Raw genomic sequence first — 25400 nt, 5'->3', positions numbered from 1 at the left:
ATCACAAAGTTACGGCATTGAAATGAACAATATTATTTATATAATGCCGTAAAAAAGGAGATATTTATGGCGGGCAGTATCGAAAATTATGCCGGGACAGGCGTCTTTATTATAGTCGAGCGGCTTTACAGCAGGGGTGCGCCGAACTGGCACGGTGTTGGCGCCTCCATGGTTCAGATTCATAAAATGGTTTACCAGCTTTATCATAAGCAAGATGTTTTTCTGGAAGGTAAAAAGATTGAACCCGACAGCGCGACGGTTTGGCAACGTTTAAAAATCCTGTTTGGCGCTGACTTAGTGCAGAAAAATTCAGCCGATAATAGTACCTGCTTTTCCCTCGACTATGCAGGTTCCCGTTTTGTCACTACGCCTTTATCAGGCATCGACTCAAAAAAAATCCCGGATTTTTTGACCAGAGAATATACTCTGCCTGGCCGTAACGTGCTGGCCTTTGGCAACGATCCCTTTCCACATGTCGGCCTTTATGGCCGTTCAGACGCCCGCTTTGTAATGGCGGAGGGGGGTAAGGGTGACCCGACTGCCGCCGCGAAATATGATGCAAAAAGTAAACAACTGGTGATGGTGGACCCCGGAAAAGAGTTGCCACAGTTAATGCAGCGTCTGAAAACCCGGGGGGAAACGAAATGAGGTTGTTATTGCCCTTTTTGTTCGGCGCGCTCTATCTGATAACGGGTTACGTCTCTTTTCAGGCTGTGCTGCACTATGCCAGCAGCGGCCATTCAGGGGTGATCACAGAGATGCGCAGTTATCTGGTTGCCCCGCTACTCTGCGCGCTGTTCTGGCTGCTGTTTTATCTGGTCGCCTGGTGGAGCTTCAGGAAAATTGCCTTGCTGTCCGTGGCTAAAGAAACCGCCTTTCAGTCGCTATTCTTTCTGGCAAATAGCGTTTGCTTAGCTGGCCTGACCTTATTATCTGTCCCGGGCCGGAAAGCGGCGTTAAATACTGTGCAGTTGATGAAGATTGACGTCACTGATTTTGCCTGGATTTACCTGGCTTCCGCTGCCATCACGCTGATTGTTTTTGCTCTGATAAGAAGAAGATGGGCATGAACAGGCTGCTGCAGATTATCAAAAGCTGTCTGCTGCGCACGTTTGACTATCAGGGGCGTGAGGGAAGGACGTGCTATTTTATTTTCCTGCTGTTTCAGCTGGCCTGGTTCTGCAGTTATCTGCAATGGTTCACCGGACCACAACATGAGATAGGTTTAATCCCGCTACTGCTGTTTATTTTGCCGGTTTTTTCCTGCGCGGTGAGGAGAATAAATGACGCTGGCTATTCACGCGGCGTCATTCTCCTTTTGATGGTAGCGCCTTATCTGCTGTTCCCGTTTTTACTCTTCCCCTGCTCGCGGGAAAAAACCTGACGGGCAGAGAGCCCGTCAGGCTGGTCAGGAAAGCAGTGCGAAAGCAATCATACCGACGATAGCCCCGGTCGTGCCGAGAATCGTCTCCATCAGCGTCCATGTCTTCAGCGTTTCCGCTTCGCTGGCCCCGGTGAAGCGGCCAAACAGCCAGAAACCGGCATCGTTCACATGACTGATGATGATGGAGCCGCCGCCGATACAGATCGAGAGCGCCGCCAGCTGCGCGCCGCTGTAGTGCAGCGGTTCAATCACCGGCATGATCAACCCGACCGTGGTCAGACAGGCGACCGTTGCCGACCCCTGAATGACCCGTACCGCACCTGACAGGATAAAGCAGGCCAGCGCAATCGGCAGGCCCGCGCCGGTCAGCGCGTTACCCAGCACCGGACCCACACCGGAGTCCACCAGCACCTGCTTGAACACGCCGCCCGCGCCAATCACCAGCAGGATAATCCCCGCCGGTTGCAGCGCGCTGCCGCACACCTGCATCACCCGCTCTTTATCCATGCCCTGACGATAAGCCAGACCATAAATCGCCACCAGCAGCGCCAGCAGGATCGCGGTGAAAGGATGGCCGATAAATTCCAGCCACGCATACAGCGAGGTCCCTTCGGTGGTGAAGCGGGCGCCAATGGTTTTCAGGCCGACCAGCACCAGCGGAAACAGGATCAGAGAGAGGCTGAAGCCAAATGAGGGCAGCTGGTTCTCATCGACATCCGGCTGATGATCTTCCGGCGGGGCGCTGAAGGAGACGTGCTTCGCAATGAAATTGCCAAACAGCGGCCCGGCAATCAGCATCCCGGGGATCGCCGCACACAGCCCCAGCAGGATCATCCAGCCAAAGTCAGCGTGCATCTGTGAAGCCAGCAGCATCGGAGCCGGTCCCGGCAGCAGAAACGCGGCGGCGGCGGCCACCCCGGCAAAGAGCGGGATAACCAGCTTCACCAGATTGCCCCCGGTTCGCCGTGCCACGGCAAAAGCGATGCTGATCAACAGCACGACAGCCACCTCAAAGAAGAGCGGCAGCGCGCAGATCAGACCGGCAATCCCCATGGCGTAGTGGGCGCGGCTCTGACCAAAGGTTTTCAGCATCCGGATAGCAATCTGGTCCACGGCCCCGGTTTCATGCAGGATTTTGCCGAACATCGCGCCCAGCGCCACCACGATAGCGAGGAAGCCGAGCGTGCCGCCCATCCCCTTCTGCATGGTGTCCGCAATCTTATCCAGAGGCATGCCGGAGAACAGTCCGGCACCGATTGACACTAACATGAGTGCGACAAAGGCGTGCATACGCGCCTTCATCACCAGAAAAAGCAGCAGCAGGACGGAGCCTGCTGCGGTCAAAACGAGTGTTGCGGTATTCATCTCTAACCCTGGCTGATAGCGTCCCGGATAGTCGCAACCGTAGCCGCCACAACCTCATCCAGTGAATGCGTGATATCCACTTCCAGTACATCCGGCTCGTCGCTGCCTGGCGCTTCCAGCGTTGCAAACTGCGTCACCAGCATCTGCGGCTTGAAGAAGTGCCCTTTGCGCGCCTTCAGGCGGGCTTCAATGGTGTCGAAGTCCCCTTTCAGGTAGATGAAACGCAGGTTGTCATTTCCCTGACGCAGAATGTCGCGGTAACGCTTCTTCAGGGCCGAACAGACAATGATGGAGATCGCCTGGGTGCGCTGCATGGCAAAAGCGGCATCGTTCAGGGCCTGTAACCACGGCTGACGATCGTTGTCATCCAGCGGGTGACCATCGGCCATCTTCAGAATGTTGGCACGGGGGTGGAGAAAATCGCCGTCAAGAAAGGCTGTATTCAGCTGGTGAGAGACCTGATTGGCGACGGCAGACTTTCCGCTGCCTGAAACGCCCATCAGGATAAAAACGTGATGCGACGGGGATTGCGTTGTCATTTTTCTGCTCCGGCAGGTGAGAATTTGCCAATGTTACCGATAACAATGTCGTTTCTCATTCTCCTGGCCGCTTAACAGCGTGGCAACCTTTTTACCCGGAAAAGCCTCAAAGTGTGAGCTGACTCATAAAAACGCCACAATCAGATGCTGCCGCCTTCACTGATCGCAAAACCGGTGTCCAGCATGCGCGTTTCGCGGCTTTCCCCGGCGATGCGCGCCAGCAGCAGCGCTGCGGCTTCGCGCCCGATGCGATCACGCGGCGTCAGTACCGTAGCCAGCTGAGGCGTCACCACCTGACTGATATCGTGACCATGGAAACCGGCAATCGCCATCTGATCGGGCACCCGCAATCCCTGGCGCTGGCACTCAAACATCGCGCCGACCGCCAGGTCGTCGTTGGTACAGAAGAGGCTGTCGGTTTCAGGATAGAGACGCTGCGCCTCACGCAGCAGATCGCCACCGGCACTGAATGAAGAGGCATCTTCCATCATGACGCTGCGCGGCGTTAGCCCGGCTTCGCGCATCGCGATTTCGTAACCACGCTGTTTCTGCAGGGTACGCTCATCCAGGCGTGCGCCAAGATAAACGGTGTGACGATGTCCTTTGCCGAGGATCGCCCGGGTCATCTGCCGGGCCGCTTCGACGTTATCAAAGCCGACCGCCATATCCAGGCAGGGCGTAACGCTGTCCATCATCTCGATGACCGGGATGCCCGCCACCTCCAGCATGCGCAGCGTGCCCGGGGTATGGGTGCGTTCGGTGAGGATCACCCCATCAATATTCCAGCCCAGCAGCGAGCGCAGTTGCAGCTCCTCTTTCTGTGGGTTGTAACCAAAGTGGGCGACGAGCGTCTGGTAGTTCGCTTCATCCGTGACGGCTTCAATGCCGCGCAGAACGTCAGCAAAGACCTGGTTGGTCAGTGACGGCAGCAGCACGCCAATCGCACGGCTGGTGGCGTTCGAGAGCATATCGGGGGCGCGATTAGGGATATAACCCAGCTCATCCAGTGCCACCGCGATCTTATCCCGCAGGGCAACAGAAACCTGCTCAGGATTGCGCAGGTAGCGGCTGACGGTCATCTTGGTAATGCCGACGCGATCGGCAACGTCCTGTAATACCGGTCTTTTCTTCTTCATCGTAGCGCCTGGGATCGCCCTGAAAGCTAAAGTACGATGAGTCTATCACTTTTCTGTCACAAAATTGCCAGCGGGGCGCACCGGGGTGCGCCCGTCAGTTTTCTCAGACCGGTGGCAGATCAAACAGCAGAACTTCTGCAGCCGTGCTGGCTTCCAGCGTAAGCGCGCTTTCATCCCAGATGGCGAGGGCATCGCTGGTGGTCACCGCGTTACCGTTTACGCTCACATTGCCTTTGACGACCTGAATCCAGATGCGACGACCGGGTTCAATCGCCACGTTATCCTGTTCACCGGCACCCAGTACCCAGCGCGACAGAGTCATGTCCTGATAGACTTTCAGCGACCCTTCACGGGCATCCGGGCTGAGCACCAGCTGACGTCCCTGCACATCCGGGAAGCGGCGCTGATCGTAGCGCGGCTCAATGCCGGTACGCTCAGGAATGATCCAGATCTGATAGAGGTGCAACGGTTCGCTTTCGCTGGCGTTGTACTCCGAGTGACGCACGCCAGTACCGGCGCTCATGATCTGGAACTCCCCTGCCGGGATCTGCTCTTTGTTGCCCATGCTGTCCTGATGCTCAACCGTACCGGAGAGCACGTAGGTCAGGATTTCCATATCTTTATGCGGGTGAGTACCAAACCCCTGACCGCCGTCGATCACGTCTTCATTAATTACCCTCAGCGCGGAGAAGCCCATGAAGTTCGCGTCGTAATAGTTGGCGAATGAGAAGGTGTGCCAGCTATCGAGCCAGCCGTGGTTTGCATGACCGCGTTCTTCAGCTTTGCGTACATAAATCATTTTCAGATCTCCTCAATGTTTTTTCATAGTCTGTGCCTGAGACGGTCTGATTGATAGCTGAAAAACTTCACTCCTCTGTTCAAAATAGTTGAACAAGGGTTGAGCAGTGGCTGAAAAAGGCTGAAGGAGAGCGGGCAAAAAAAAAGCCAGCGCCCTGGCTGGCTAAATAATACTGGAAGCAATGTGAGCAATGTCGTGCTTTCTCAGGCTGTCGGGCGACCTCCCGGGAACGCATGACAATAATAATCATTATCATTCGCGTCTGTAAAGCGGTTTTCGCACTTTTTCACTTGATTAACGGATTGAATACCTTGATGTTTAAAAGGTTTTTAACGGCGAAAGGAGCGACCATGAGTGAAATCGTTGTCCGGCACGTTATACCCGAAGATGCCGCTGCACTGCACCGGATTTACAGCCAGCCCGATACCCAGGCCGGCACCCTCCACCTGCCCCATTCATCCCTGCAGGGGTGGCATACGCGCCTCGCCACGCCTCAGCCCCATTCATACCTGCTGGCTGCCTGCATTGATGATGAGGTTGTCGGGCAAAGCGCGTTAAAGGTGGAAGAGCGCCCCAGACGCCGTCACGCCGCTTCACTGGGAATGGGGGTGGATGCGCGTTACCGGCAGCGTGGCGTCGGCAGCGCACTGATGCGTGAAATGGTCGCCATGTGCGATAACTGGCTTCAGGTGAGCCGAATGGAGTTGACGGTGTTCGTCGACAACGCGCCGGCCATCGCCCTTTATCAGCGATTTGGTTTTGAGATTGAGGGAACGGCGCGCGGGTTCGCTATACGGGACGGTGAACTCATTGATACGTACTATATGGCGCGGATTAAACCCTGACCTGTGATGATGAAAAAGGGCACCTGCTGGTGCCCTTTGTGCCGGTGACAGACTTAATGTCCGGTGACGCCTGACAGCCACTTATTAGCTTAACGCGCAGGGAGCACGGTCAGAAGAGGAAAGCGTCCCGCGCCAGGGATGGCGCGGGCCGAGCATGTCAGGGATGACGGCTTTTGCGTCTTTCCGATCTGACCGTGCTCCCTGAGCAAACGCGATCTTACAGCCAGTCAGTTCTGACGTGGCTCTCAGCGGTCAGTAACCCGCACTTAAATCATCGATGCTGCGCGGGTCAGACGCGCCATACAGCATGCCATCCGGCCCAATCATGATGCTCTGGGTACTGCCCATCGCAGGCAGCACCTTCACATGCTGACCTCTGGCTTCCAGCAGACGCAGCGTGTCCGGACTGAAGCCCTTCTCTACCCGCAACTGATCCGGCAGCCACTGATGGTGGAACCGCGGTGCGTTAGTCGCTTCCGCCACGTTCATGCCAAAATCGATGCTGTTAACCACCATCTGCAGCACGGTGGTGATAATGCGGCTGCCGCCCGGGCTGCCGGTCACCAGCCAGGTTTTGCCCCCTTTGGCCACGATAGTCGGCGACATCGACGACAGCGGGCGTTTCGCTGGCTGCACCGCATTCGCTTCACCGCCCACCAGCCCATAGACATTAGGCGTTCCGGGTTTAGCAGAGAAATCATCCATCTCGTTGTTCATCAGAATGCCGCTCTTGCCTGCCACAATGCCGCTGCCGAAATAGGTGTTCAGCGTATAGGTCACCGCAACCGCATTCCCCTGCTTATCCACCACCGAGAAGTGGGTGGTCTGGTTGCTTTCGTAGGGGTCGAGTTTACCCGGCTTGATCTCGCTGGAGGGGCGCGCTTTCGCCACATCGATCTGCTGCGCCAGCGTCTTAGCGTAGGCTTTACTGGTCAGCGCCTGCCACGGCACCTTCACGAAATCGGGATCGCCGAGATACTCTGAGCGGTCGGCGTAGGCATATTTTTCCGCTTCCGCCATCACCTGCATGGCATCCGCACTGCCAAAGCCCATCTTCGCCAGATCGAAATTCTCCAGAATATTGAGGATCTGCACGATGTGAATGCCCCCGGATGACGGCGGTGGCATGGAGAAGACCTCATAGCCACGGTAAGTGCCGCTAATCGGCTTGCGCTCGACGGCACGATAGGCCGCCAGGTCCGCTTTGGTGATCAGCCCGCCGTGCTGTGCCATCTCTCCGGCGATCTCATCCGCAATTTCGCCTTTATAAAAGGCATCCGGCCCCTGACGGGCGATCAGTTGCAGGCTGTGAGCGAGATTTTTCTGCACCAGCCGATCGCCCTTCTGCCACGGCGTGCCGTCTGGTTTGTAGAAGATCGCCTTGCTGTTGGGATGGGTGATCAGCACCTCTTTGCCGTAGGTTTTCAGGTCATCGGCCAGCGCATCGTTAACCGGAATGCCGTCCCGCGCCAGCCGGATGGCCGGAGCCAGCAGGGTGCTCAGCGGCAGAGTGCCATATTTGTGTGCGGCCAGCGCCAGACCCGCTACGGTGCCGGGGGTGCCGGACGCGAGATGTGAGGTCAGCGACAGCTTGCTGTCGGCATTGCCCTGCTTATCCAGAAACATATCGCGCGATGCCCGTCCCGGTGCCATTTCACGGAAATCGATGGCGGTGGCACGGCCCGAGGCGGTGCGCAGCAGCATAAAGCCGCCTCCGCCAAGGTTGCCCGCCTGCGGATGGGTGACCGCCAGCGCAAAACCCACGGCGACGGCGGCATCTACGGCATTACCGCCCTGACGCAGGATCTCTACGCCGACCTGGGTTGCCATCGCGTCTACCGACGCCACCATGCCGTGCTGCGCTTTGACCGGGTGAAACGTGTCGCTGTCCACGCCATAAGAGACGGGCGGCGCCTGCGTCGGCGCGGCATTAGCGCCCGCCACGACGGTAAAACTCATCACCAGCGACCAGCTAAGCTGACGCACCGTTTGCTGCATTTTCATCCTGTCACCATCCCGTGTTGTTATTTACATTTTTTTATCATTTCTGCAAGTGCTTACAAATACAGCAAAAGTGTCAGGGTTAAGTCAAATCAGGAATACATCTGAAAGTCAGGTCTGTGATATCGGGTAAACTTATGGTTGCGACCCAGAAGCCGGTGTGCGCCGTTGTGCACCCATAACCCTGTGGCGTTCAGAAAGGAGGAGTGATGAAAAAGTGGATGATTGTTTTAGCCGCCCTGCTGCCTTTCGCCAGCCAGGCGAATACGCTGAACAGCACTAATGACCCGAACCGGCCGGGCTATAATCCCAGCCAGCAGCGGATGCAGTCACAGATGCAGACCCAGCAGCAGCAGCAACAGCTAAAGCTGCGCCAGGATCAGCAGCGTCAGACTCAGGATATGCAGCGTAAAATGCAGGAACAGCGCGACAGCGCCCGGCAGCGGGTAATCACCACGCAGCCGGGGCAGCAGAATCAGAATTCAAATCAGAACTAATCGAAGTCGGGGCCGATGATGTCGATCGCGTCGGTACAGATGGCATCAACGCCCCATTTCAGTAACTCCCGCGCCCGATCCGGACTGTTCACGGTGTAGACCAGAATCTTCAGGTCCGCGCTTTTCAGCTCTGCAACCCGCTCCGCGGTGAGCACTTTATGGTTGAGGTGGATGGAGACGCACGCCAGCGCCGTGGTCTTTTCCCGCCACTGCGGGTCCCAGCTGTGCGACAGCAGCCCTCGCGGCAGCTGCGGCTCTGCCTGCATGGCGGCTTCCAGCGCCTCAAAAGAGAACGACGAGAGCAGCGGCGCGGTCTGATCCTGCCACAGCATCGCCGCGGCCTGCGCCACGGCACGGCCGGTTTCGGTCTCGCTGCCGGTGGTGGGTTTGATTTCGATGTTGGCCATCATCTGATGCTGACGGCAGCGCGCCGCCACCTCATCCAGCCGCGCCAGCTTTTCGCCTGAGAAGGCGTTGCCAAACCAGCCGCCCGCATCAAGCTGCGATAACTTTTCCCACGGCAGCTGACCCGCCACGCCCCAGCCGTTACTGGTGCGATCCAGCGTGTCGTCGTGCAGCAGAAAAATCTGCGCATCGGCCGAGAGTTTGACATCAAATTCAATCATCTGATGTCCAAACTTCGCGCCAGTGTCGATGGCTGCCAGGGTATTTTCCGGTGCCAGTTTACCGCCGCCGCGGTGAGCGACGATGCGGGGATAGGGCCAGTGTTGTGTGCTCATTCCAGACGCTTTCCATGGGTTGAATCGAAGAAGTGTAACGCATCTGACGGCAGATGCAGCCACAGCGTCGTGCCGGGTTCCGGCCGTTCACTGTGGGCTAAGCGTACCACCAGCGGCGTGTCGCCGATGCGGCCATGGGCCAGATTATCGGCACCCAGCATCTCCAGCGTGTCCACCCGCAGCGGGATGCCGCCCTGCTCGCGGCTGCTTTGCCGGATATGCTCTGGCCGGATGCCCAGCACCACCGGCCGGCCGGCCCATTTCGCCTTGCTCTCGCTCAGCGGCAGCGCGTGCGAGGCGTCGAGATTAAAGCGCGACCCGTCGCTGCTGAACTGCCCTTTCAGCAGGTTCATGGCAGGAGCGCCGATAAACGCGGCGACGAACTGGCTGGCGGGACGCTCATAGATCTCCACCGGGGTGCCGAGCTGCTCGACCACCCCTTTATTCATGACCATCACCCGCTGCGCCAGCGTCATCGCCTCAACCTGGTCGTGCGTCACATAGAGGCTGGTGGTCTGCAGGCGGCGATGCAGCTGCTGCAACTCCAGCCGCATCTGCACCCGCAGACGGGCGTCGAGATTCGACAGCGGCTCATCAAACAGAAAGACCGCCGGTTCGCGCACGAGAGCGCGGCCCATCGCCACGCGCTGACGCTGTCCGCCGGAGAGCTCCCGCGGCCGCCGCGTCAGCAAATGATCCAGCTCCAGACTGCGCGCCGCGTCGAGCACCCGCTGACGAATCTGCTCTTTGCCCATGCCGCGAATTTTGAGGCCATACGCCATGTTCTCCTCTACCGACATGTGGGGATAGAGCGCATAGTTCTGGAACACCATCGCGATGCCGCGATCTTTCGGCTCCTCCTGGGTGACGCGCCGGTTATCGATGTAGATATCGCCGGAGGTGACCCGCTCCAGACCGGCCACCATGCGCAGCAGGGTCGATTTTCCGCAGCCGGAAGGGCCGACCATCACCATAAATTCGCCGTCATGGATGGTGACGTTCAGCGGCTGAATGATCTGATTTTTACCGTCATAGGATTTGGTCACTGCCTGAAGGGTTACGCCTGCCATCTTATTTCTCACTCTCAACCAGACCGCGCACAAAGGCACGCTGCATGACTAACACCACCACCAGTGGTGGGATCAGGGTTAATAACATTGCTGCCATCACTTCGTTCCACTGGGTCGGCGAACCGCTGCTGGAGATCATGCTTTTAATCCCCGCCACCGCCGTGCCGAGGCTGGCGTCATTGATAATCAGCAGCGGCCAGAGATACTGGTTCCAGCCGTAGATAAAGGTGATCACGAATAGCGCCGCCAGATTGGTTCTGGAGAGCGGCAGCACGATGTCGATAAAGAAGCGCATCGCGCTGGCCCCATCGATGCGCGCCGCTTCGACCAGCTCATCCGGCAGCGACATAAAAAACTGACGAAACAGGAAGGTGGCGGTTGCTGAAGCCATCAGTGGCAGCGTCAGCCCGCTGTAGCTGTCGAGCAGATTAAGATCGGCAATCACCTGCACCGTCGGGAAAATACGCACCTCCACCGGCAGCATCAGGGTGATAAAGATCAGCCAGAAGAAGAGCGTGCGCAGCGGAAAGCGAAACCAGACCAGCGCAAACGCCGACAGCATCGACACGGTAATTTTGCCGAAGGTGATGCCGAGCGCCATGATCATGCTGTTAAGCAGCATCAGACCAAATGCCGGGCCGCTGCCGTTGACGCCGTGAGTCCAGATGCGTGAGACGTTCTCCCAGAGATGGGTGCCGGGCACCAGCGTCATCGGCACCTGATAGACCGCCTCGTTATCCAGCGTTGCGGCGACAAAGGCGACGTAGAGCGGAAACAGGATGGTGAGCACGCCCAGTACCAGCACGAGGTGGCTGAAGAGATCCAGCCCGCGTCGATTCTCAATCATTGGTATTGCACCTTACGTTCAACAAAGCGGAACTGGATGACCGTCAGCCCGATGACCAGCAGCATCAGCACCACCGACTGCGCCGCCGACGAGGAGAGGTCCAGACCGGTGAAGCCTTCGCGGTAGATTTTGTAGATCAGCGTGGTGGTCGCCTGCACCGGCCCGCCGCCGGTAGCCGCGTCGATCACCGGGAAGGTGTCGAAGAAGGCATAGATCAGATTCACCACCAGCAGAAAGAAGCTCACCGGCGCAATCAGCGGCAGGGAGAGGTTGAAGAAGCGTCGCACCGGCCCGGCACCGTCAATCGCGGCGGCTTCCACCAGCGATTTCGGGATCGACTGCAGAGCAGCGAAGAAGAACAGGAAGTTGTAGCTCATCTGCTGCCAGATCGACGCCAGAACAATCAGGAACATCGCCTGACCGCTGTTCTGCGCATAGTTCCACTCATAGCCGATGCGGTGCAGCAGGTAGCTGAAGAGGCCCAGACCGGGATTGAACAGAAACATCCACAGCACCGCGGCCACCACTGGCGCAACGGCGTAGGGCAGCAGCAGCAGGGTCTGATAGAGGCGGCGCAGTCGCACGACATAATCGACCAGCGCCGCCAGCAGCAGCGAAAACAGCATGCCGAACCCCGTGACCATGCCGCTGAATGTCAGAGTGGTCCAGAACGAATCGAGATAGTAGGGATCGGCAAACAGGCGTCTGAAATTTTCCAGCCCGACAAAGCGGCTGGAGAGGCCAAAGGGATCGAGGCTTTGCAGCGAGTACCACAGCGCTTCACCGGCAGGCCAGAGAAAGAAGACCGCAGTGATCAGTAACTGCGGCAGCACCAGCAGATAAGGCAGCAGGCTGGTGCGAAAAACCGGGCGAGAAGAAGACATAGCGCACTCTGATTCAGAAAGAGAGAGGGCCAGCCTGCACTGGCCCTGTCGGGCAGATTACTTCACCTGCTGCTGGAAGCGACGCAGCAGTTCGTTGCCGCGTTTGACCGCGTTATCCAGCGCGCTTTGCGGCGACTGTTTACCGGTCCAGACGCTCTCCAGCTCTTCGTCAATCACGGCACGGATCTGCGGCATATTGCCCAGACGTATGCCTTTGGTGAACGGCAGCGGCGGTTTGTTCATCATCTGACGGGTGGCGATATCTGCACCCGGATTTTTGTCGTAGAAGCCCTGCTGTTTCGTCAGCTCATAGGCGGCAGTGGTAATCGGCAGGTAGCCGGTTTTCTGGTGCCATTCCGCCGCGATTTCCGGTTTCGCGAGGAACTGCATGAACTCCGCGACGCCTTTATACGTTGCTGCATCTTTGCCTTTCATCACCCACAGACTGGCTCCGCCGATCAGGGCGTTCTGCGGCGCACCTTTTACGGTGTCGTCATAGGGCATCATGCCGACGCCGAAGTTGAATTTTGCGTAGTGACGGATATCGGCCAGCGAACCGGAGGAGGCGGTAGTGATGCCGCAGTCGCCGTTGTAGAACTTCGCCGTCGGCTCATCTTTGCGGCCAAAGTAGGTGAAGTCCCCTTTTTTGTTCATCGCTTCCAGCATTTCGATGTGACGCACCTGCACCGGTTTGTTGAACTCCAGCACCGCATCCAGGCCGTCAAAGCCGTTGTTTTCCGTGGCGACCGGCAGCGCATGCCAGGCACTGAAGTTTTCGATCTGAATCCAGCCCTGCCAGCCGCTGGCGTAGCCGCAGCTCATGCCCGACTTGCGCAGCGCGGCGGCATCCGTGGCCAGCTCCTGCCAGGTTTTCGGGGGCTGATCGGGATTCAGACCCGCTTTCTTAAAGGCATCTTTGTTGTAGTAGAGCACCGGGGTAGAGCTGTTGAACGGCTGAGAGATCAGCTGGCCTTTGCTGTCGCTGTAGTAGCCCGCAACCGTCGGTACGAACTGCTTTTCATCAAAGGGGATACCGGCATCTTTGAAGACCTGATGCACCGGCACAATCGCCTGTGAAGCCATCATGGTGGCCGTGCCCACTTCATAAACCTGCAGCACCGCAGGCGCTTTGCCGCTGCGCACTGCCGCGATCCCGGCCGCCAGGCTCTGCTCGTAGTTACCTTTGTAGGTCGGAACAATTTTGTAATCGGGATGGGTCTGGTTAAAGCGCTGAGCCAGCGAATCGACTTCTTTGCCTAACTCGCCTTCCATGGAGTGCCAGAAAGGGATCTCGGTGGCGGCGATGGCATGGCCGCTAAGGGTCAGACCGAGCAGCGCGCTCATCAGGCTACGGCGAAAGGTAACGACGGACATAGAATTTTCCTGTGCAGGTAAATACGCGTGAAATCACGGATTTCTGGTTCGCGAAGTAACATGACACGGGGAAATGACGGATTAATAACAGGCAGATGACAGGCGGGTGACAGGCGAAAGGGAAGAAAGGCGGAGCAGCTAACGACTTTGTTGACACAATCTGGCCAGGTTGCTGTAAGACTGAGCATGCACAAGGAACAAGGTCAGATCGGAAAGACGCTAAATCTGTCATCCATGACACGCTCGGCCCGCGCCGTCCATGGCGCGGGACGCTTTCCTCTTCTGACCATGTTCCCTGCGCGTTGAGTATATTTGTTGCGGCCAGATTCACACTGATTTGGGTTTGTCAGCAGTCTGAGCAGCTATAACATCATTACTACGTCGGATTGATTACCATAAGCTGCAACGGCCTCTGGCAAAGGCCATCGGAACTACCCTTCACACCAGTGCTCCAGGCCGTCGGCGGCGCAGGCAGGTTGCGGGCGGACAGCGCGCAGCCACCGGAGCGTACACGTAGTACGTGAGGATGGCGAGCACTGCCCAACCGGAACCTGGCAAGCAAGCCAGGCCGTGCCCCATCAGGCACCCAGATAAGCGCTGCGGACGGCTTCGTTGGAGAGAAGGGCTGCACCAGTGTCTTCCAGCACCACATGCCCGTTCTCCAGCACATAGCCCCGGTCCGCCAGCTTCAGCGCCTGATTGGCATTCTGCTCCACCAGGAAGATGGTCATCCCCTCGCTGCGCAGCTGCTCAATGGTGTCGAAAATCTGCTGAATAATGATCGGTGCCAGTCCCAGCGACGGCTCATCCAGCAGCAGCAGGCGCGGCTGGCTCATCAGCGCACGGCCAATGGCCAGCATCTGCTGCTCACCGCCGGACATGGTGCCGGCGCGCTGGATTTTACGCTCCGCCAGACGCGGGAAGAGTTCATACACGCGCTTGATCCGCGACAGGTAGTCCGGACGGCTGGCAAAAAAGCCGCCCATCGCCAGATTCTCCTCCACCGTCATGCGCGAAAAGACCCGCCGCCCCTCTGGCACGATGGCAATCGCTTCACGCATGATGCGCGCCGTCTGCCAGTCAGTGATGGTTTTGCCATCAAAGGTAATGGTGCCCTGGGTCGCGCGCGGTTCGCCGCACAGCGTGCCGAGCAGCGTGGTTTTCCCGGCGCCGTTGGCACCAATCAGGGTGACGATTTCGCCCTGATTGATGTAAAGACTGACGTTGTGCAGCGCCTGAATTTTGCCGTAATGCGCACTGACGTTCTCAATGGTTAACATCGCATTTGCCATCTCAGGCCTCTCCTAAATAGGCGCGAATGACATCCGGGTTATTACGAATCTCTTCCGGCGTTCCGTTAGCCAGCGGCGTTCCCTGATTGACCACGTAAATGCGGTCAGAGATGCCCATCACCAGCTTCATATCATGTTCGATCAGCAGCACCGAAACCTTGTGTTCGCCACGCAGTTCCGCAATCAGCGCATCCAGCTCGTGGGTCTCTTTGGGGTTGAGGCCCGCTGCCGGCTCATCCAGCATCAGGATCTCCGGGCGCGTCACCATGCAGCGCGCGATCTCCAGCCGGCGCTGCTGACCATAGGCCAGATTGCCCGCCTGACGGTTAGCCAGGTCGAGTAAGCCGACCCGCTCCAGCCAGGTCGCCGCGCGATCCAGCGCTTCGCTCTCACTGCGGCGAAACGCGGGCGTTTTCAGCAGGCCGGAAAACAGGCCGCTCTTCAGGTGCTGATGCTGTGCCACCAGCAGGTTCTCAATCACCGTCATCTCACGGAACAGGCGTACGTGCTGGAAGGTTCGCACAATGCCCATGCGCGCAATCTTCTGACCCGGCAGGCCTTCCAGATGCTGGTCACGCAATGTGATGCTGCCGCCGGTTGGCTTGTAAAAGCCAGTCAGGCAGTTGAACACCGTGGTTTTCCCGGCACCGTTAGGGCCAATCAGCGAAACGATTTCCTGCGGACGCAGCTCCAGCGCCACATTGTTTACGGCTAACAGACCGCCGAAGCGCATCATCAGGCCTTCAACGGCTAATAAAGGCTGACTCATGCCTTTTCTCCTTGTTTACCGGTTCTGAGCTTCAGATGCGGACGCTTCATCGGCAGCAGGCCCTGCGGACGCCAGATCATCATCAGCACCATCAGGCCACCCAGCACCAGCATGCTGTACTCATTGAGATCGCGCATCAGCTCGCGGGAAACCACCAGCAGAATGGCAGCCAGAATCACCGCGAACTGCGATCCCATGCCACCCAGTACCACAATCGCCAGCACAAAGGCGGACTCGACAAAGGTAAAGGATTCCGGGCTGACAAAGCCCTGGCGCGCCGCGAACAGGCTGCCGGCGAATCCGGCAAAGGCGGCACTGATAGTAAAGGCGGTCAGCTTAATGCGGGTCGGGCTGAGGCCCAGAGAGCGACAGGCGATCTCATCTTCACGCAGGGCTTCCCAGGCGCGGCCCAGCGGCATCCGCAGCAGCCGGTTGATCACGAACAGCGTCACCACCACCAGCAGCAGCGCCACCAGATAGAGGAAGATGATACGGTCGCTGGGATCGTACTTCAGGCCAAAGAAGTTGTGGAAGGTATCCCAGCCGCCTTCGCGCGGGGTACGCCCGAACTCCAGGCCAAACAGGGTCGGTTTAGGGATCTGGCTGATGCCGTTAGGTCCGCCGGTCAGCGCGGTATTGTTCAGCAGCAGGATACGCACAATCTCACCGAAGCCCAGCGTCACAATGGCCAGATAATCGCCGCGCAGTCGCAGCACCGGGAAGCCCAGCAGCAGACCAAACAGCGCAGCCACGATGCCGGAGAGCGGCAGACACTGCCAGAAGCCAAGGCCGTAGTAGTGGTTCAGCAGCGCAAAGGTGTAGGCACCGATGGCGTAGAAGCCACCGTAGCCCAGCACCAGCAGGCCCGACAGTCCGACCACCACGTTCAGGCCCAGGCCGAGCATCACGTAGATCAGCGTCATCGTGGCGATATCCACGGTGCCGCGTGACACCAGGAAAGGCCAGGCGACGGCGGCGATAATCAGCACCGCCATCACCAGCTTCTGCTTCGGCGTTGAGCCATCAAAGCCCGGCAACACCAGCGACGGACCGGAGACTTTCTTCAGGCTGCTCTGCCAGACCGGACGCAGCAGCTGGAACAGAAACACCACCGCACAGCCTGCGGCGATCCAGTTCCAGCGCACGCTGCCCGCGTTCTGCACCACCAGATTTGTGCCATCCAGCGTCAGGCGCAGTCCCATAAAGAAGGTGGCCAGCACCAGCAGCATTACCGAGGCGATCAGGGCGTTGATAAACGAGGTCTTCATACTTTCTCAACCTCCGGACGACCCAGAATCCCGGTCGGCATCACCAGCAGCACCACAATCAGCAGGGCAAACGAAACCACATCTTTATATTCCGTGCTGAGATAGGCTGACGTCAGCGCTTCAGCGATACCCAGCACCAGTCCGCCAATCATTGCGCCCGGAATACTGCCGATCCCGCCCAGCACGGCGGCGGTGAACGCTTTCATCCCCGCCATAAAGCCGATGAAGGGGTTGATCGAGCCGTAGAACTGGCCCAGCAGCACGCCTGCTACTGCGGCCATCGCGGCCCCGATCACGAAGGTCAGCGAGATCACGCGGTCGGTGTTAATGCCCAGCAGGCTGGCCATTTTCAGATCTTCAGCGCAGGCGCGACAGGCGCGGCCCATGCGGGAGTAGCGGATAAAGGTGGTCAGCGCCAGCATCGCCAGGAAGGTCACCACCCAGATAACAATCTGCATGGTTGAGATGGTGGCGGCAAACCCGTTGCTCTCCCCCACCGTCCACTGTCCGGTGATCAGGCTCGGCAGCGCCAGGTCGCGTGAGCCCTGGGTCAGGCTGACGTAGTTTTGCAGGAAGATCGACATCCCGATGGCGGAGATGAGCGCAATCAGGCGCTTAGAGGAACGTACGGGCCGGTAGGCCACGCGTTCAATGCTCCAGCCGTAGGCGCTGGAGATAATGACTGCCATCACAAAGCCAGCCGCAATCATCAGCCAGGTGGTGTCGATGCCCATCATCATCAGGGCGGCAATCACGATAAAGGAGACATAGCTACCGATCATGTACACCTCGCCATGGGCGAAGTTGATCATGCCGATAATGCCGTAAACCATGGTGTAACCGATGGCGATCAGCGCATAGGTGCTCCCGAGGGTGACACCGTTAAACATCTGCTGAATAAAATAGAGGAACTGCTCGGACATACCTTAACCCTTACTTATCCGATCGCAGGCGATCGGGGTACAAAAAACGCCTGGCAGCGGCGTGCCAGGCGTTCGTGTCGCCGGTCAGTGGAGACCGCTTAGCTGGCCTCCGGCTCACCAGAAAACCGCCTGGTTTACTTCACTGCGGTCGAGGTACCATCGGCATGCCATTTGAAGATGCCGAATTCAAAGCCCTTGAGATCGCCCTTTTCATCCCAGTTCAGGTTGCCCATGACGGTTGGCACCGCAGCCCCTTCTTTGAGGTTCTTCACGATAGCGTCCGGCTCTTCGCTCTTGCTACGTTCCATGCCGGTGGTCAGCGATTGCAGCGCGGCATAGGTGGTCCAGACGAACGGACCGGTCGGATCAAGTTTCTTCGCCTTCAGCGCGTCAACGATCGGTTTGTTGGTTTCAACCTGATCGTAGCGTTTCGGCAGCGTGACCAGCATGCCCTCAGACGCCGCACCGGCAATGTTCGACAGGGAGGCGTTGCCCACCCCTTCTGGTCCCATAAACTGCGTCTTCAGACCGGCCGCCCGCGCCTGACGCAGGATCTGGCCCATCTCCGGGTAGTAGCCGCCGAAATAGACGAAATCGACGTTCTCTTTCTTAAAGCGCGCCACCAGCGTAGAGAAATCTTTGTCGCCTGCGGTGATCCCTTCAAACATGACGATGTTCGCGCCCTGCTTTTTCAGGCTCTCCTGTACGGAACGCGCCAGGCCTTCACCATATTGCTGTTTGTCGTGTACCACGGCGATACGCTGCGGCTTCAGCTCGCTCATAATGTATTTGGCTGCGGTCGGCCCCTGGTCAGAGTCCAGACCGGTGGTGCGCATGATCAGTTTATAGCCGCGGGAAGTCAGGTCAGGTGCGGTCGCCGCCGGGGTAATCATCAGCACGCCTTCATCTTCATAGATGTCAGACGCAGGCTGGGTTGAGGAGGAGCAGAGATGGCCGATAACATAACGGATACCGTCGTTAATCACCTTGTTCGCGACCGCAACGGCCTGTTTCGGGTCACAGGCGTCATCATATTTCACCGCAACCAGTTTGTTGCCGTTAACGCCGCCTTTGGCGTTGATATCTTCAATCGCCTGAGTAGCGCCCGCGAACTGCATGTCGCCGTACTGCGCCACCGGACCTGACATTGCGCCAACAATCGCCACTTTAATATCTTCAGCCAGCGCCGCATGGCTCATCGCCAGTGCTACACATCCCGCCAGTAATGCGCGACCTTTCATTTTCATCCTGACTACCCCATCTGTTTTGTCGTGTATGTTGTGAGTGCGTGCATTGCCAGATAAAGTCGAAAACTGATTGATCATGAAGGAGTTAGCGTACTTTTCTGGCATTTTTTAGTAATAAGGCTTTATTTTTCAGGTTATTAAACAGGATGTTTCTTCTGTAAATCAACTGACATATTCAGAATTGACTGAGTGAAACAGCATAATACACTGGAGGCAATGGCCGGTTTTTCACCACTTTGCCAGCGCATTATGCTGGTTTGATCGCAGGCTTAACCTGTTTACACCTATTATCCTGGCACCCAGGCCATCTTTTGACCTGTTTTATTGATGAAAATGTGGTGGCGCTCTGGTTGTATACTTTCGCTGCACTTTCCCCTTTTTTAGAGGTTTTTGTTATGAAGCTGACTATCCAGCGTTTAACCACGCTGACGCCGCAGGACCACATCGATCTGGGCAAGGTCTGGCCCGATCTGAACATTCAGGAACTGGAACAGCGGCTGGATGAGCGCCATCGTCTCTATGCGGCGCGCTTCAACGATCGGCTGCTGGCGGGGTTACAGCTGGAAATCTCCGGTACGCACGGCAAGATCCACCGGCTGGCGGTGCGTGACGTGACGCGGCGACGCGGTGTGGGCCACTATCTGCTGGAAGAGACGATTGCGCAGAACGGATCGATAGCGGACTGGTGGATTGCCGATGATGGCAGTGACGATCAGCAGGTGCGGGCGGCATTTATGCAGGCGTGCGGTTTTCGGGCGCAGAGTGACGGCTGGATACGGGCAACAGATGACGCAGAGGGGATGGCGGAAGAGGCGTGACAGTCCGGGGCGACAGAAAGCAACAGGGGCGACATGCTGTCGCCCCTGTGGGTATTACGCTTCGATCGCCATACGCAGTTTTTTCATGGCGTTCTTCTCCAGCTGCCGGACTCGTTCAGCTGAGACGCCATACTGATCGGCCAGCTCCTGCAGCGTGGTTTTGTTATCTTCGTCCAGCCAGCGGGCGCGGATGATGTGCTGACTGCGCTCATCCAGGCCTTCCATCGCATAGCTCAGCTTGTCAGCGGCGTGTGCGTCCCAGTTATCCTCTTCAATGCCATCAGCAAAGTCAGAGGTCTTATCCTGGAGATAGAGCACCGGGGCCATTGAGCGGCCTTCACTGCTCTCATCGTCGGCAGACATATCAAAGGTCATATCCTGCGCAGCCATACGCGATTCCATTTCACGTACGTCTTTGCTGCTTACGCCCAGCTCACGCGCAACCATCTCAACTTCGTCCTGATTGAACCAGCCCAGACGCTGCTTGGTTTTACGCAGGTTAAAGAACAGCTTACGCTGTGCTTTGGTGGTCGCGACTTTCACGATACGCCAGTTACGCAGCACGTACTCGTGAATCTCGGCTTTAATCCAGTGCACGGCGAATGAAACCAGGCGCACGCCAACTTCCGGGTTGAAGCGGCGCACCGCTTTCATCAGGCCGATATTACCTTCCTGAACCAGGTCAGCCTGTGGCAAGCCGTAACCGGAGTAATTACGAGCGATATGAACTACAAAGCGTAGGTGTGACAGGATCAGCGTCTTAGCTGCATCCAGATCGCCCTGGTAATGCAGCCGTTCAGCTAACGCTTTTTCCTCTTCTGCCGACAGCATCGGCCAGGTGTTGGCAGCCCGGACGTAAGAATCCAGGGTACCCGGAGAAGCAATAGCTAAAGTTTGCATTTCTTTGGTCATTCAAACCCTCACAAATTCAATGGAATTGCCGCACATTTCCCTGCGCAGACGATACAGTAAGTCAACGTCGCGCGAAATCCGAAAGCAATCTGTGCTACTTAGAGTGTGAAAGTTATCCACAAGTTCAATTATAGCAGTGAATATTTTACACACAGATGACAGGAAGGGAAGAGGGGAAAAGGTCCTCTGCATACACTGTCGGTAGCAGAGGACCATTATAACAAAAAAATGTTGCAGGCGTTTACTGCGGCGTAAATCGGCGTAAATGTTGTACCGTGGCCAGCCAGGCAGCCACCCAGCCGATGATCGCCGCAATCAGCAGCAGCAGCAGCGCTTCATCCCAGGAGAAGCCTTCCAGCGAGAAGGTGGTGCCGAAGACGGTCGCCACGCTGGCAACCACCGACTGCAGGCGCAGCACCAGCACTTCCGACAGCAGCAGCGACAGCACTGCGCCGCTGAAGCCCAGCAGCGCCCCGCCATAGAGGAAAGGCCGCAGGATGAAGCCATCCGTCGCGCCAATCAGCTTCTGAACGTTAATGGTGTCACGCCGGGCGAAGATGCTGAGCCGGACGCTGTTGCCGATCACCAGGAACACCGCCACGATCATCAGTACGCCAATCATCGACGCGATCTGTCCCACCAGCCCGGTCAGCGCGGCCAGTCGTGCAAACCAGCTGTCATCCATCCGGACTTCATCGACGCCCTGCACTTTCGTCACGCGGTCGCGCAGGCTTTGCATGGTGTCGGAGTTCTGGAAATTGAGCTTCGGCGTAATGATCGCGACGGCGGGCAGCGGATTCTGCTCCAGCATATCCATCGCGCCGCCAAAGCCTGACCAGTTACGGAACTCGTTCAGCGCCTCTTCGCGCGTCAGGTAGTTGACGTTATCCACCCCTTCCACCTGCTTGAGCTGCGCCACTACATTCTCGGCCGCGCTGTCATCCAGGGTCTTGGAGAGATAGACGGTTAACTGCGGTGCCGGATACCACTGGGTCGCCGCCTGGCTGACGTTTTTCCACACCATGTAGCAGACGCTGGGCAGCGTCAGGGAGATGGCGATCACCATCACCGTCAGCAGCGTAGCCAGCGGCTGACGCCACATATCAGAGAGGGTGCCGCGCAGCGCATAACGCCACTGCTCCTGCCAGCCACCCTTCAGCGCTTTACTCTTCGACGGCTGCTTTGCTTTCGGTGCCGCCGGACGTTTAATGCGTTTATTGACCATCGTGGCCTCCGTGCAGGCGTCCCTGATTCAGCGTCATCATCCGGTAGTTGCGTCGGGCGATCAGGCCGCTGTCATGCGTTGCCATCAGGACGGTGACGCCGACGCGGTTGAACTCTTCGAACAGGCGCAGGATATCTTCTGACAGCGCGTCGTCGAGGTTACCGGTCGGTTCATCCGCCAGCAGCACCGACGGTTTGTTCACTACCGCACGGGCGATGCCAACACGCTGCTGTTCACCACCAGAAAGCTGAATCGGATAACTTTTCGCTTTGTCGAGCAGACCCACTTTATCCAGCGCGGCCGACACGCGACGACGGATATCTTCGCCACTGGCGCCCGAGATAATCAGCGGGATCGCCACGTTGTCATAGACCGAGCGATCCATCAGCAGGTGGTGGTCCTGGAAGATCATGCCGATCTGACGACGCAGAAACGGCACTTCACTGTTCCGCAGACGGGAAATGTCATGGCCACTGAACCAGATTTTTCCGGCACTCGGGCGCTCAATGCCACAAATCAGCTTCAGCAGGGTACTCTTACCGGCACCGGAGTGGCCGGTGAGAAACGCCATTTCGCCGGGGCGCAGATGGAAATCTACCCCCTGCAGCGCCTGACGTCCGCCGAGATATGCCTTACTGACCTCTTCAAAGCGAATCATCCTAATTAGTCCTCTCGGGCAAACAGTGCCTCAATAAAATCGTCCGCCTTAAACGGTCGTAAATCTTCAATGCCTTCACCGACACCAATGTAGCGAATCGGAATACCGAACTGATCGGCCACCGAGAAGATCACGCCGCCTTTAGCGGTGCCATCCAGTTTGGTGAGCGCAATACCGGTCAGGCCGACCGCTTCGTTAAACAGCCGGGCCTGGCTGACCGCATTCTGTCCGGTGCTGGCGTCCAGCGTCAGCATCACTTCGTGAGGCGCGGACTCATCCAGCTTTTTCATCACGCGGGTGATTTTTTTCAGCTCTTCCATCAGGTGCGATTTGTTCTGCAGACGCCCGGCGGTGTCGGCAATCAGCACATCCACGCCACGCGATTTCGCCGCCTGAATCGCATCGAAGATCACCGAGGCGGAATCTGCGCCGGTGTGCTGGGCAATCACCGGAATGTTGTTGCGCTGGCCCCACACCTGCAGCTGCTCAACCGCCGCCGCACGGAAGGTATCGCCCGCCGCTAACATCACGGATTTGCCTTCGGCCTGATACTGGCGCGCCAGCTTACCGATGGTAGTGGTTTTCCCCACACCATTGACGCCCACCATCAGGATCACAAACGGTGTTTTGCCTGAAACGTCCAGCGGCGCGTCGACTTTGGCGAGAATCGACGCCATCTCCGCCTTCAGCAGGCCATAGAGCGCTTCCGCGTCGCGCAGCTGCTTGCGGTTTGCCTGCTGGGTCAGATGCGTAATGATGCGGCGCGTGGTATCCACGCCCACATCCGCAATCAGCAGCTGCTCTTCCAGCTCATCAAACAGATCGTCATCAATCTTTTTGCCCCGGAACAGGCTGATAAAACCGGAACCGAGGTTCTGACGGGTTTTCACCAGGCTGCGTTTCAGGCGGGCAAAGAAGCCCTCTTTGGCGGGACGCTCCTGCTCCTGGGCGATAAATGGCGCAGCAGCCAGCGGCAGATCGCTGACGGTATCAGAGGCGCTCTCGTCCGCCGGTTCCTCAGCGATCACCTCCGCGTCGGCCAGCGCCAGCGCGGTCAGCTCTTCCTCGCTCAGCGGCGCGTCGGCCTCGCCGGGCAGGGTTTCCATATCCGCATCGTCCTCTGCCCGTGCGGCAGAATCCTGCTCGCTGTGCGGGGCATCCGCGTCGCTGTGCGGCGTGTCGATAATTTCTGCGTCACCCAGCGCCAGCGCGGTCAGCTCCGCTTCGCTCAGCGGAGCCACGGCGTCATCCGGTGTCGTTTCAACGACGGCGGCATCGCCCAGTGCCAGCGCCGTCAGCTCCTCTTCGCTTAACGGTGCGTCTGAGGAGACGGCATCCTCAACCGGCATGACCACGGCGTCAGCGTCAATAACCGGCGCGTCGTCATGTTCAGGTGCAGCAGATTCAGTAATAGCGTCAGATTCGGTAACGACAGATTCAGCGTCATCCAGCGCCGCCGGTGCCGCTTCAGATGGCGCGGCCGCGGTTACGTCCGCCTCATGCTGCTCGCTGGCTACCGTTTCGGTAATGGCAACCGTCTCTTCCGCCTGTGCTTCTGCCTGACTTAAAGCCGGGGCTTCCTGTTCTGGCTGCTGCTGAGCGGGTTCTGCGACCTGTTGTGTCTGCTCTTCCGCTGCAGGTTGTTTCTCTTCCTCTTTGCCAAATCCCAGCCAGGAAAAAAAGCCACGTTTTTTCTCTTTTGCCATTGTGTGACTACACTCCTCGATGGCTTTGTCCCGGTCGCGCAGGGTTTCCAGGGGTAAATCAATGAAAGTTGGTCATCGCCAGACCGGCGTAAACCGCAGAATAATGCATGACTTCAGCAACTCAGTAGTCTAACACTTTCCAGCCAGCTCACCACAGCACCCTTTTTTAACGTTTCTTCTCACCGATTCGCCCGTTAAACTACGCAACAAATTATGACGAGTTGTGAGCAAGATGAATAAAAACCCCCGCAGTACAGGCGGAACCGGGCAGATCCGCATCATTGGCGGCCAGTGGCGCGGACGTAAATTGCCGGTGCCGGACAGTGCCGGACTGCGCCCCACCACCGACCGGGTGCGAGAGACGCTGTTTAACTGGCTGGCCCCGGTGCTGCCCGAGGCGCGCTGCCTCGACTGCTTTGCCGGAAGCGGCGCATTAGGCCTGGAAGCGCTGTCGCGCTATGCAGGATCGGCGACCCTGCTGGAGCTGGAACGTCCGGTGGCGCAGCAGCTGACAAAAAATCTGCAGACCCTGCGCGCCAGTAACGGCACCGTCATCCAGACCAATACGCTAAACTGGCTGGCGCAGCCGGGCGAACCCTTCGATGTGGTGTTTATCGACCCACCGTTTCGTCAGGGATTGCTGGCCCAGACGCTGCAGTTGCTGGAGCAGAATCACTGGCTGGCCGATCAGGCGCTGATTTATGTCGAGAGCGAAGTGGAAAATGGCGCACCGCCGGTGCCGCCAGCGTGGGATCTTTATCGCGAGAAAATAGCCGGACAGGTGGCTTATCGTTTGTATCAACGTCAACAGGAGACGCAGGATGTTACTTAATTTGGGGCGTCTGTTGATGCTTTGCGTGTGGGGATTTTTACTGGCTAACGTGGTGCATCCCTACCCGAAACCGCTGACTTACTTTATCAACGTGGCGCTGTTCTTCATGATCATGATGCACGGTCTGCAGCTGGTATTGCTGCGCGCCACGCAGACTAAAGACGCGCCGCCTATCGATCGCGTCACCCAGATCAAAGTTTTTCTGTTCGGGGTTTTCGAGCTGGTCGCCTGGCAGAAGAAACATTTCCCGCGCAAAAAATAGTGCCGGG

The 25400-nt window shown here is 57.8% G+C and carries 27 protein-coding genes; 8 read left to right on the top strand and 19 right to left on the bottom strand.

Annotation, left to right across the window (positions count from 1 at the left end):
- The first annotated feature begins 66 nt into the window (after nucleotides 1–66).
- From OXR04_RS17245 to OXR04_RS17235, 3 genes are read left to right on the top strand one after another with little or no spacing between them, the layout of a single operon-like run.
- Nucleotides 67–648, top strand: a complete 582-nt coding sequence (locus OXR04_RS17245; protein ID WP_058956972.1) for a hypothetical protein — start codon at nucleotides 67–69, stop codon at nucleotides 646–648.
- Nucleotides 645–1070 (top strand): hypothetical protein, encoded by a 426-nt coding sequence (locus OXR04_RS17240; protein WP_267372189.1) that lies wholly within the window; start codon nucleotides 645–647, stop codon nucleotides 1068–1070. The genes OXR04_RS17245 and OXR04_RS17240 overlap by 4 nt, the downstream gene beginning before the upstream one ends.
- Complete coding sequence (locus OXR04_RS17235) at nucleotides 1067–1384, top strand: DUF805 domain-containing protein (RefSeq protein WP_267372188.1); 318 nt, start codon at nucleotides 1067–1069, stop codon at nucleotides 1382–1384. The genes OXR04_RS17240 and OXR04_RS17235 overlap by 4 nt, the downstream gene beginning before the upstream one ends.
- Before the next feature lie 24 nt (nucleotides 1385–1408).
- Here the strand turns inward: OXR04_RS17235 and gntU are convergent, their stop codons facing one another.
- The 4 genes from gntU to OXR04_RS17215 all read right to left on the bottom strand — a co-directional run bounded on the left by gntU (nucleotide 1409) and on the right by OXR04_RS17215 (nucleotide 5223).
- Complete coding sequence (gene gntU, locus OXR04_RS17230) at nucleotides 1409–2749, bottom strand: gluconate transporter (RefSeq protein WP_058956969.1); 1341 nt, start codon at nucleotides 2747–2749, stop codon at nucleotides 1409–1411.
- 2 nt (nucleotides 2750–2751) lie between these two features.
- The gene (gene gntK, locus OXR04_RS17225) at nucleotides 2752–3288 is read right to left on the bottom strand and encodes a gluconokinase (protein WP_009087761.1); all 537 of its coding nucleotides are present in this window, start codon (nucleotides 3286–3288) and stop codon (nucleotides 2752–2754) included.
- Nucleotides 3289–3428: 140 nt separating this feature from the next.
- Nucleotides 3429–4424, bottom strand: a complete 996-nt coding sequence (gene gntR / locus OXR04_RS17220; protein WP_267372187.1) for a gluconate operon transcriptional repressor GntR — start codon at nucleotides 4422–4424, stop codon at nucleotides 3429–3431.
- Nucleotides 4425–4527: 103 nt separating this feature from the next.
- Complete coding sequence (locus OXR04_RS17215; protein WP_009087765.1) at nucleotides 4528–5223, bottom strand: pirin family protein; 696 nt, start codon at nucleotides 5221–5223, stop codon at nucleotides 4528–4530.
- A 350-nt stretch (nucleotides 5224–5573) separates the two neighbouring features.
- On the opposite strand from OXR04_RS17215, the gene OXR04_RS17210 reads away from it, so the two are divergent.
- A complete protein-coding gene (locus tag OXR04_RS17210) occupies nucleotides 5574–6068 on the top strand; it encodes a GNAT family N-acetyltransferase (protein ID WP_009087767.1) in 495 nt (164 codons plus the stop codon).
- Between the two features lie 252 nt (nucleotides 6069–6320).
- Here OXR04_RS17210 and ggt read toward each other — a convergent pair whose 3' ends face one another.
- The gene (gene ggt, locus OXR04_RS17205; protein WP_033736081.1) at nucleotides 6321–8072 is read right to left on the bottom strand and encodes a gamma-glutamyltransferase; all 1752 of its coding nucleotides are present in this window, start codon (nucleotides 8070–8072) and stop codon (nucleotides 6321–6323) included.
- Between the two features lie 206 nt (nucleotides 8073–8278).
- Here ggt and OXR04_RS17200 point away from each other — a divergent pair, with 206 nt between their 5' ends.
- On the top strand, nucleotides 8279–8566 hold the full coding sequence (locus tag OXR04_RS17200; RefSeq protein WP_009087771.1) for a DUF2756 domain-containing protein: 288 nt from the start codon (nucleotides 8279–8281) through the stop codon (nucleotides 8564–8566).
- Here the strand turns inward: OXR04_RS17200 and ugpQ are convergent.
- The 10 genes from ugpQ to OXR04_RS17150 form a co-directional block, all read right to left on the bottom strand.
- Nucleotides 8563–9306, bottom strand: coding sequence for a glycerophosphodiester phosphodiesterase (gene ugpQ, locus OXR04_RS17195; protein ID WP_267372182.1), 744 nt, complete (start codon nucleotides 9304–9306; stop codon nucleotides 8563–8565). The two genes, OXR04_RS17200 and ugpQ, sit on opposite strands and share 4 nt — an antisense overlap.
- Complete coding sequence (locus tag OXR04_RS17190) at nucleotides 9303–10376, bottom strand: sn-glycerol-3-phosphate import ATP-binding protein UgpC (protein ID WP_267372180.1); 1074 nt, start codon at nucleotides 10374–10376, stop codon at nucleotides 9303–9305. The genes ugpQ and OXR04_RS17190 overlap by 4 nt, the downstream gene beginning before the upstream one ends.
- 1 nt (nucleotide 10377) lies before the next feature.
- Nucleotides 10378–11223 carry a sn-glycerol-3-phosphate ABC transporter permease UgpE gene (gene ugpE / locus OXR04_RS17185; protein WP_046100748.1) on the bottom strand — a complete coding sequence of 282 codons (846 nt, stop codon included), beginning with the start codon at nucleotides 11221–11223 and terminating at the stop codon, nucleotides 10378–10380.
- On the bottom strand, nucleotides 11220–12107 hold the full coding sequence (gene ugpA, locus OXR04_RS17180) for a sn-glycerol-3-phosphate ABC transporter permease UgpA (protein ID WP_154929100.1): 888 nt from the start codon (nucleotides 12105–12107) through the stop codon (nucleotides 11220–11222). Before ugpA ends, ugpE begins: the two co-directional genes overlap by 4 nt.
- 57 nt (nucleotides 12108–12164) lie before the next feature.
- Nucleotides 12165–13481 (bottom strand): sn-glycerol-3-phosphate ABC transporter substrate-binding protein UgpB, encoded by a 1317-nt coding sequence (gene ugpB / locus OXR04_RS17175; RefSeq protein WP_009087781.1) that lies wholly within the window; start codon nucleotides 13479–13481, stop codon nucleotides 12165–12167.
- A gap of 578 nt (nucleotides 13482–14059) precedes the next feature.
- On the bottom strand, nucleotides 14060–14773 hold the full coding sequence (gene livF / locus OXR04_RS17170; RefSeq protein WP_033736083.1) for a high-affinity branched-chain amino acid ABC transporter ATP-binding protein LivF: 714 nt from the start codon (nucleotides 14771–14773) through the stop codon (nucleotides 14060–14062).
- 1 nt (nucleotide 14774) lies between these two features.
- The gene (gene livG / locus OXR04_RS17165) at nucleotides 14775–15542 is read right to left on the bottom strand and encodes a high-affinity branched-chain amino acid ABC transporter ATP-binding protein LivG (RefSeq protein WP_009087785.1); all 768 of its coding nucleotides are present in this window, start codon (nucleotides 15540–15542) and stop codon (nucleotides 14775–14777) included.
- A complete protein-coding gene (locus OXR04_RS17160) occupies nucleotides 15539–16810 on the bottom strand; it encodes a high-affinity branched-chain amino acid ABC transporter permease LivM (protein ID WP_267372175.1) in 1272 nt (423 codons plus the stop codon). Before OXR04_RS17160 ends, livG begins: the two co-directional genes overlap by 4 nt.
- A complete protein-coding gene (gene livH, locus OXR04_RS17155) occupies nucleotides 16807–17733 on the bottom strand; it encodes a high-affinity branched-chain amino acid ABC transporter permease LivH (protein ID WP_009087789.1) in 927 nt (308 codons plus the stop codon). The genes OXR04_RS17160 and livH overlap by 4 nt, the downstream gene beginning before the upstream one ends.
- A 134-nt stretch (nucleotides 17734–17867) precedes the next feature.
- Entirely contained in the window at nucleotides 17868–18980 is a 1113-nt protein-coding gene (locus OXR04_RS17150) for a branched-chain amino acid ABC transporter substrate-binding protein (RefSeq protein WP_009087791.1), read from the bottom strand.
- A 395-nt stretch (nucleotides 18981–19375) separates the two neighbouring features.
- On the opposite strand from OXR04_RS17150, the gene panM reads away from it, so the two are divergent.
- Complete coding sequence (panM, locus tag OXR04_RS17145; RefSeq protein WP_009087793.1) at nucleotides 19376–19798, top strand: aspartate 1-decarboxylase autocleavage activator PanM; 423 nt, start codon at nucleotides 19376–19378, stop codon at nucleotides 19796–19798.
- A 54-nt stretch (nucleotides 19799–19852) separates the two neighbouring features.
- Here panM and rpoH read toward each other — a convergent pair whose 3' ends face one another.
- From rpoH to ftsY, 4 genes are all read right to left on the bottom strand, one after another.
- Nucleotides 19853–20710 carry an RNA polymerase sigma factor RpoH gene (rpoH, locus tag OXR04_RS17140; RefSeq protein WP_009087795.1) on the bottom strand — a complete coding sequence of 286 codons (858 nt, stop codon included), beginning with the start codon at nucleotides 20708–20710 and terminating at the stop codon, nucleotides 19853–19855.
- 241 nt (nucleotides 20711–20951) lie between these two features.
- Entirely contained in the window at nucleotides 20952–21935 is a 984-nt protein-coding gene (gene ftsX, locus OXR04_RS17135) for a permease-like cell division protein FtsX (protein ID WP_009087796.1), read from the bottom strand.
- Nucleotides 21925–22593, bottom strand: a complete 669-nt coding sequence (ftsE, locus tag OXR04_RS17130) for a cell division ATP-binding protein FtsE (protein ID WP_009087798.1) — start codon at nucleotides 22591–22593, stop codon at nucleotides 21925–21927. The genes ftsX and ftsE overlap by 11 nt, the downstream gene beginning before the upstream one ends.
- Before the next feature lie 5 nt (nucleotides 22594–22598).
- On the bottom strand, nucleotides 22599–24299 hold the full coding sequence (ftsY, locus tag OXR04_RS17125) for a signal recognition particle-docking protein FtsY (RefSeq protein ID WP_267372167.1): 1701 nt from the start codon (nucleotides 24297–24299) through the stop codon (nucleotides 22599–22601).
- 232 nt (nucleotides 24300–24531) lie between these two features.
- Here ftsY and rsmD point away from each other — a divergent pair, with 232 nt between their 5' ends.
- Nucleotides 24532–25131, top strand: coding sequence for a 16S rRNA (guanine(966)-N(2))-methyltransferase (gene rsmD / locus OXR04_RS17120; protein ID WP_009087801.1), 600 nt, complete (start codon nucleotides 24532–24534; stop codon nucleotides 25129–25131).
- Entirely contained in the window at nucleotides 25121–25393 is a 273-nt protein-coding gene (locus OXR04_RS17115) for a DUF1145 family protein (RefSeq protein WP_009087803.1), read from the top strand. The genes rsmD and OXR04_RS17115 overlap by 11 nt, the downstream gene beginning before the upstream one ends.
- Nucleotides 25394–25400 lie beyond the last annotated feature (7 nt).

The organism is Pantoea sp. GM_Pan_3 (genome assembly GCF_026541045.1).
GTDB lineage: Bacteria > Pseudomonadota > Gammaproteobacteria > Enterobacterales > Enterobacteriaceae > Pantoea > Pantoea anthophila.
Note: the sequence above shows the minus strand (reverse complement) of the source record. Positions and strands in the feature narration are given on the sequence as shown.

Excerpts from the sequence above, each read along its gene's own strand:
- OXR04_RS17245 (WP_058956972.1), top strand. The coding sequence starts at position 67 with ATGGCGGGCAGTATCGAAAATTATGCCGGGACAGGCGTCTTTATTATA.
- OXR04_RS17240 (WP_267372189.1), top strand. The coding sequence starts at position 645 with ATGAGGTTGTTATTGCCCTTTTTGTTCGGCGCGCTCTATCTGATAACG.
- OXR04_RS17235 (WP_267372188.1), top strand. The coding sequence starts at position 1,067 with ATGAACAGGCTGCTGCAGATTATCAAAAGCTGTCTGCTGCGCACGTTT.
- gntU (WP_058956969.1), bottom strand. The coding sequence starts at position 2,749 with ATGAATACCGCAACACTCGTTTTGACCGCAGCAGGCTCCGTCCTGCTG.
- gntK (WP_009087761.1), bottom strand. The coding sequence starts at position 3,288 with ATGACAACGCAATCCCCGTCGCATCACGTTTTTATCCTGATGGGCGTT.
- gntR (WP_267372187.1), bottom strand. The coding sequence starts at position 4,424 with ATGAAGAAGAAAAGACCGGTATTACAGGACGTTGCCGATCGCGTCGGC.
- OXR04_RS17215 (WP_009087765.1), bottom strand. The coding sequence starts at position 5,223 with ATGATTTATGTACGCAAAGCTGAAGAACGCGGTCATGCAAACCACGGC.
- OXR04_RS17210 (WP_009087767.1), top strand. The coding sequence starts at position 5,574 with ATGAGTGAAATCGTTGTCCGGCACGTTATACCCGAAGATGCCGCTGCA.
- ggt (WP_033736081.1), bottom strand. The coding sequence starts at position 8,072 with ATGAAAATGCAGCAAACGGTGCGTCAGCTTAGCTGGTCGCTGGTGATG.
- OXR04_RS17200 (WP_009087771.1), top strand. The coding sequence starts at position 8,279 with ATGAAAAAGTGGATGATTGTTTTAGCCGCCCTGCTGCCTTTCGCCAGC.
- ugpQ (WP_267372182.1), bottom strand. The coding sequence starts at position 9,306 with ATGAGCACACAACACTGGCCCTATCCCCGCATCGTCGCTCACCGCGGC.
- OXR04_RS17190 (WP_267372180.1), bottom strand. The coding sequence starts at position 10,376 with ATGGCAGGCGTAACCCTTCAGGCAGTGACCAAATCCTATGACGGTAAA.
- ugpE (WP_046100748.1), bottom strand. The coding sequence starts at position 11,223 with ATGATTGAGAATCGACGCGGGCTGGATCTCTTCAGCCACCTCGTGCTG.
- ugpA (WP_154929100.1), bottom strand. The coding sequence starts at position 12,107 with ATGTCTTCTTCTCGCCCGGTTTTTCGCACCAGCCTGCTGCCTTATCTG.
- ugpB (WP_009087781.1), bottom strand. The coding sequence starts at position 13,481 with ATGTCCGTCGTTACCTTTCGCCGTAGCCTGATGAGCGCGCTGCTCGGT.
- livF (WP_033736083.1), bottom strand. The coding sequence starts at position 14,773 with ATGGCAAATGCGATGTTAACCATTGAGAACGTCAGTGCGCATTACGGC.
- livG (WP_009087785.1), bottom strand. The coding sequence starts at position 15,542 with ATGAGTCAGCCTTTATTAGCCGTTGAAGGCCTGATGATGCGCTTCGGC.
- OXR04_RS17160 (WP_267372175.1), bottom strand. The coding sequence starts at position 16,810 with ATGAAGACCTCGTTTATCAACGCCCTGATCGCCTCGGTAATGCTGCTG.
- livH (WP_009087789.1), bottom strand. The coding sequence starts at position 17,733 with ATGTCCGAGCAGTTCCTCTATTTTATTCAGCAGATGTTTAACGGTGTC.
- OXR04_RS17150 (WP_009087791.1), bottom strand. The coding sequence starts at position 18,980 with ATGAAAATGAAAGGTCGCGCATTACTGGCGGGATGTGTAGCACTGGCG.
- panM (WP_009087793.1), top strand. The coding sequence starts at position 19,376 with ATGAAGCTGACTATCCAGCGTTTAACCACGCTGACGCCGCAGGACCAC.
- rpoH (WP_009087795.1), bottom strand. The coding sequence starts at position 20,710 with ATGACCAAAGAAATGCAAACTTTAGCTATTGCTTCTCCGGGTACCCTG.
- ftsX (WP_009087796.1), bottom strand. The coding sequence starts at position 21,935 with ATGGTCAATAAACGCATTAAACGTCCGGCGGCACCGAAAGCAAAGCAG.
- ftsE (WP_009087798.1), bottom strand. The coding sequence starts at position 22,593 with ATGATTCGCTTTGAAGAGGTCAGTAAGGCATATCTCGGCGGACGTCAG.
- ftsY (WP_267372167.1), bottom strand. The coding sequence starts at position 24,299 with ATGGCAAAAGAGAAAAAACGTGGCTTTTTTTCCTGGCTGGGATTTGGC.
- rsmD (WP_009087801.1), top strand. The coding sequence starts at position 24,532 with ATGAATAAAAACCCCCGCAGTACAGGCGGAACCGGGCAGATCCGCATC.
- OXR04_RS17115 (WP_009087803.1), top strand. The coding sequence starts at position 25,121 with ATGTTACTTAATTTGGGGCGTCTGTTGATGCTTTGCGTGTGGGGATTT.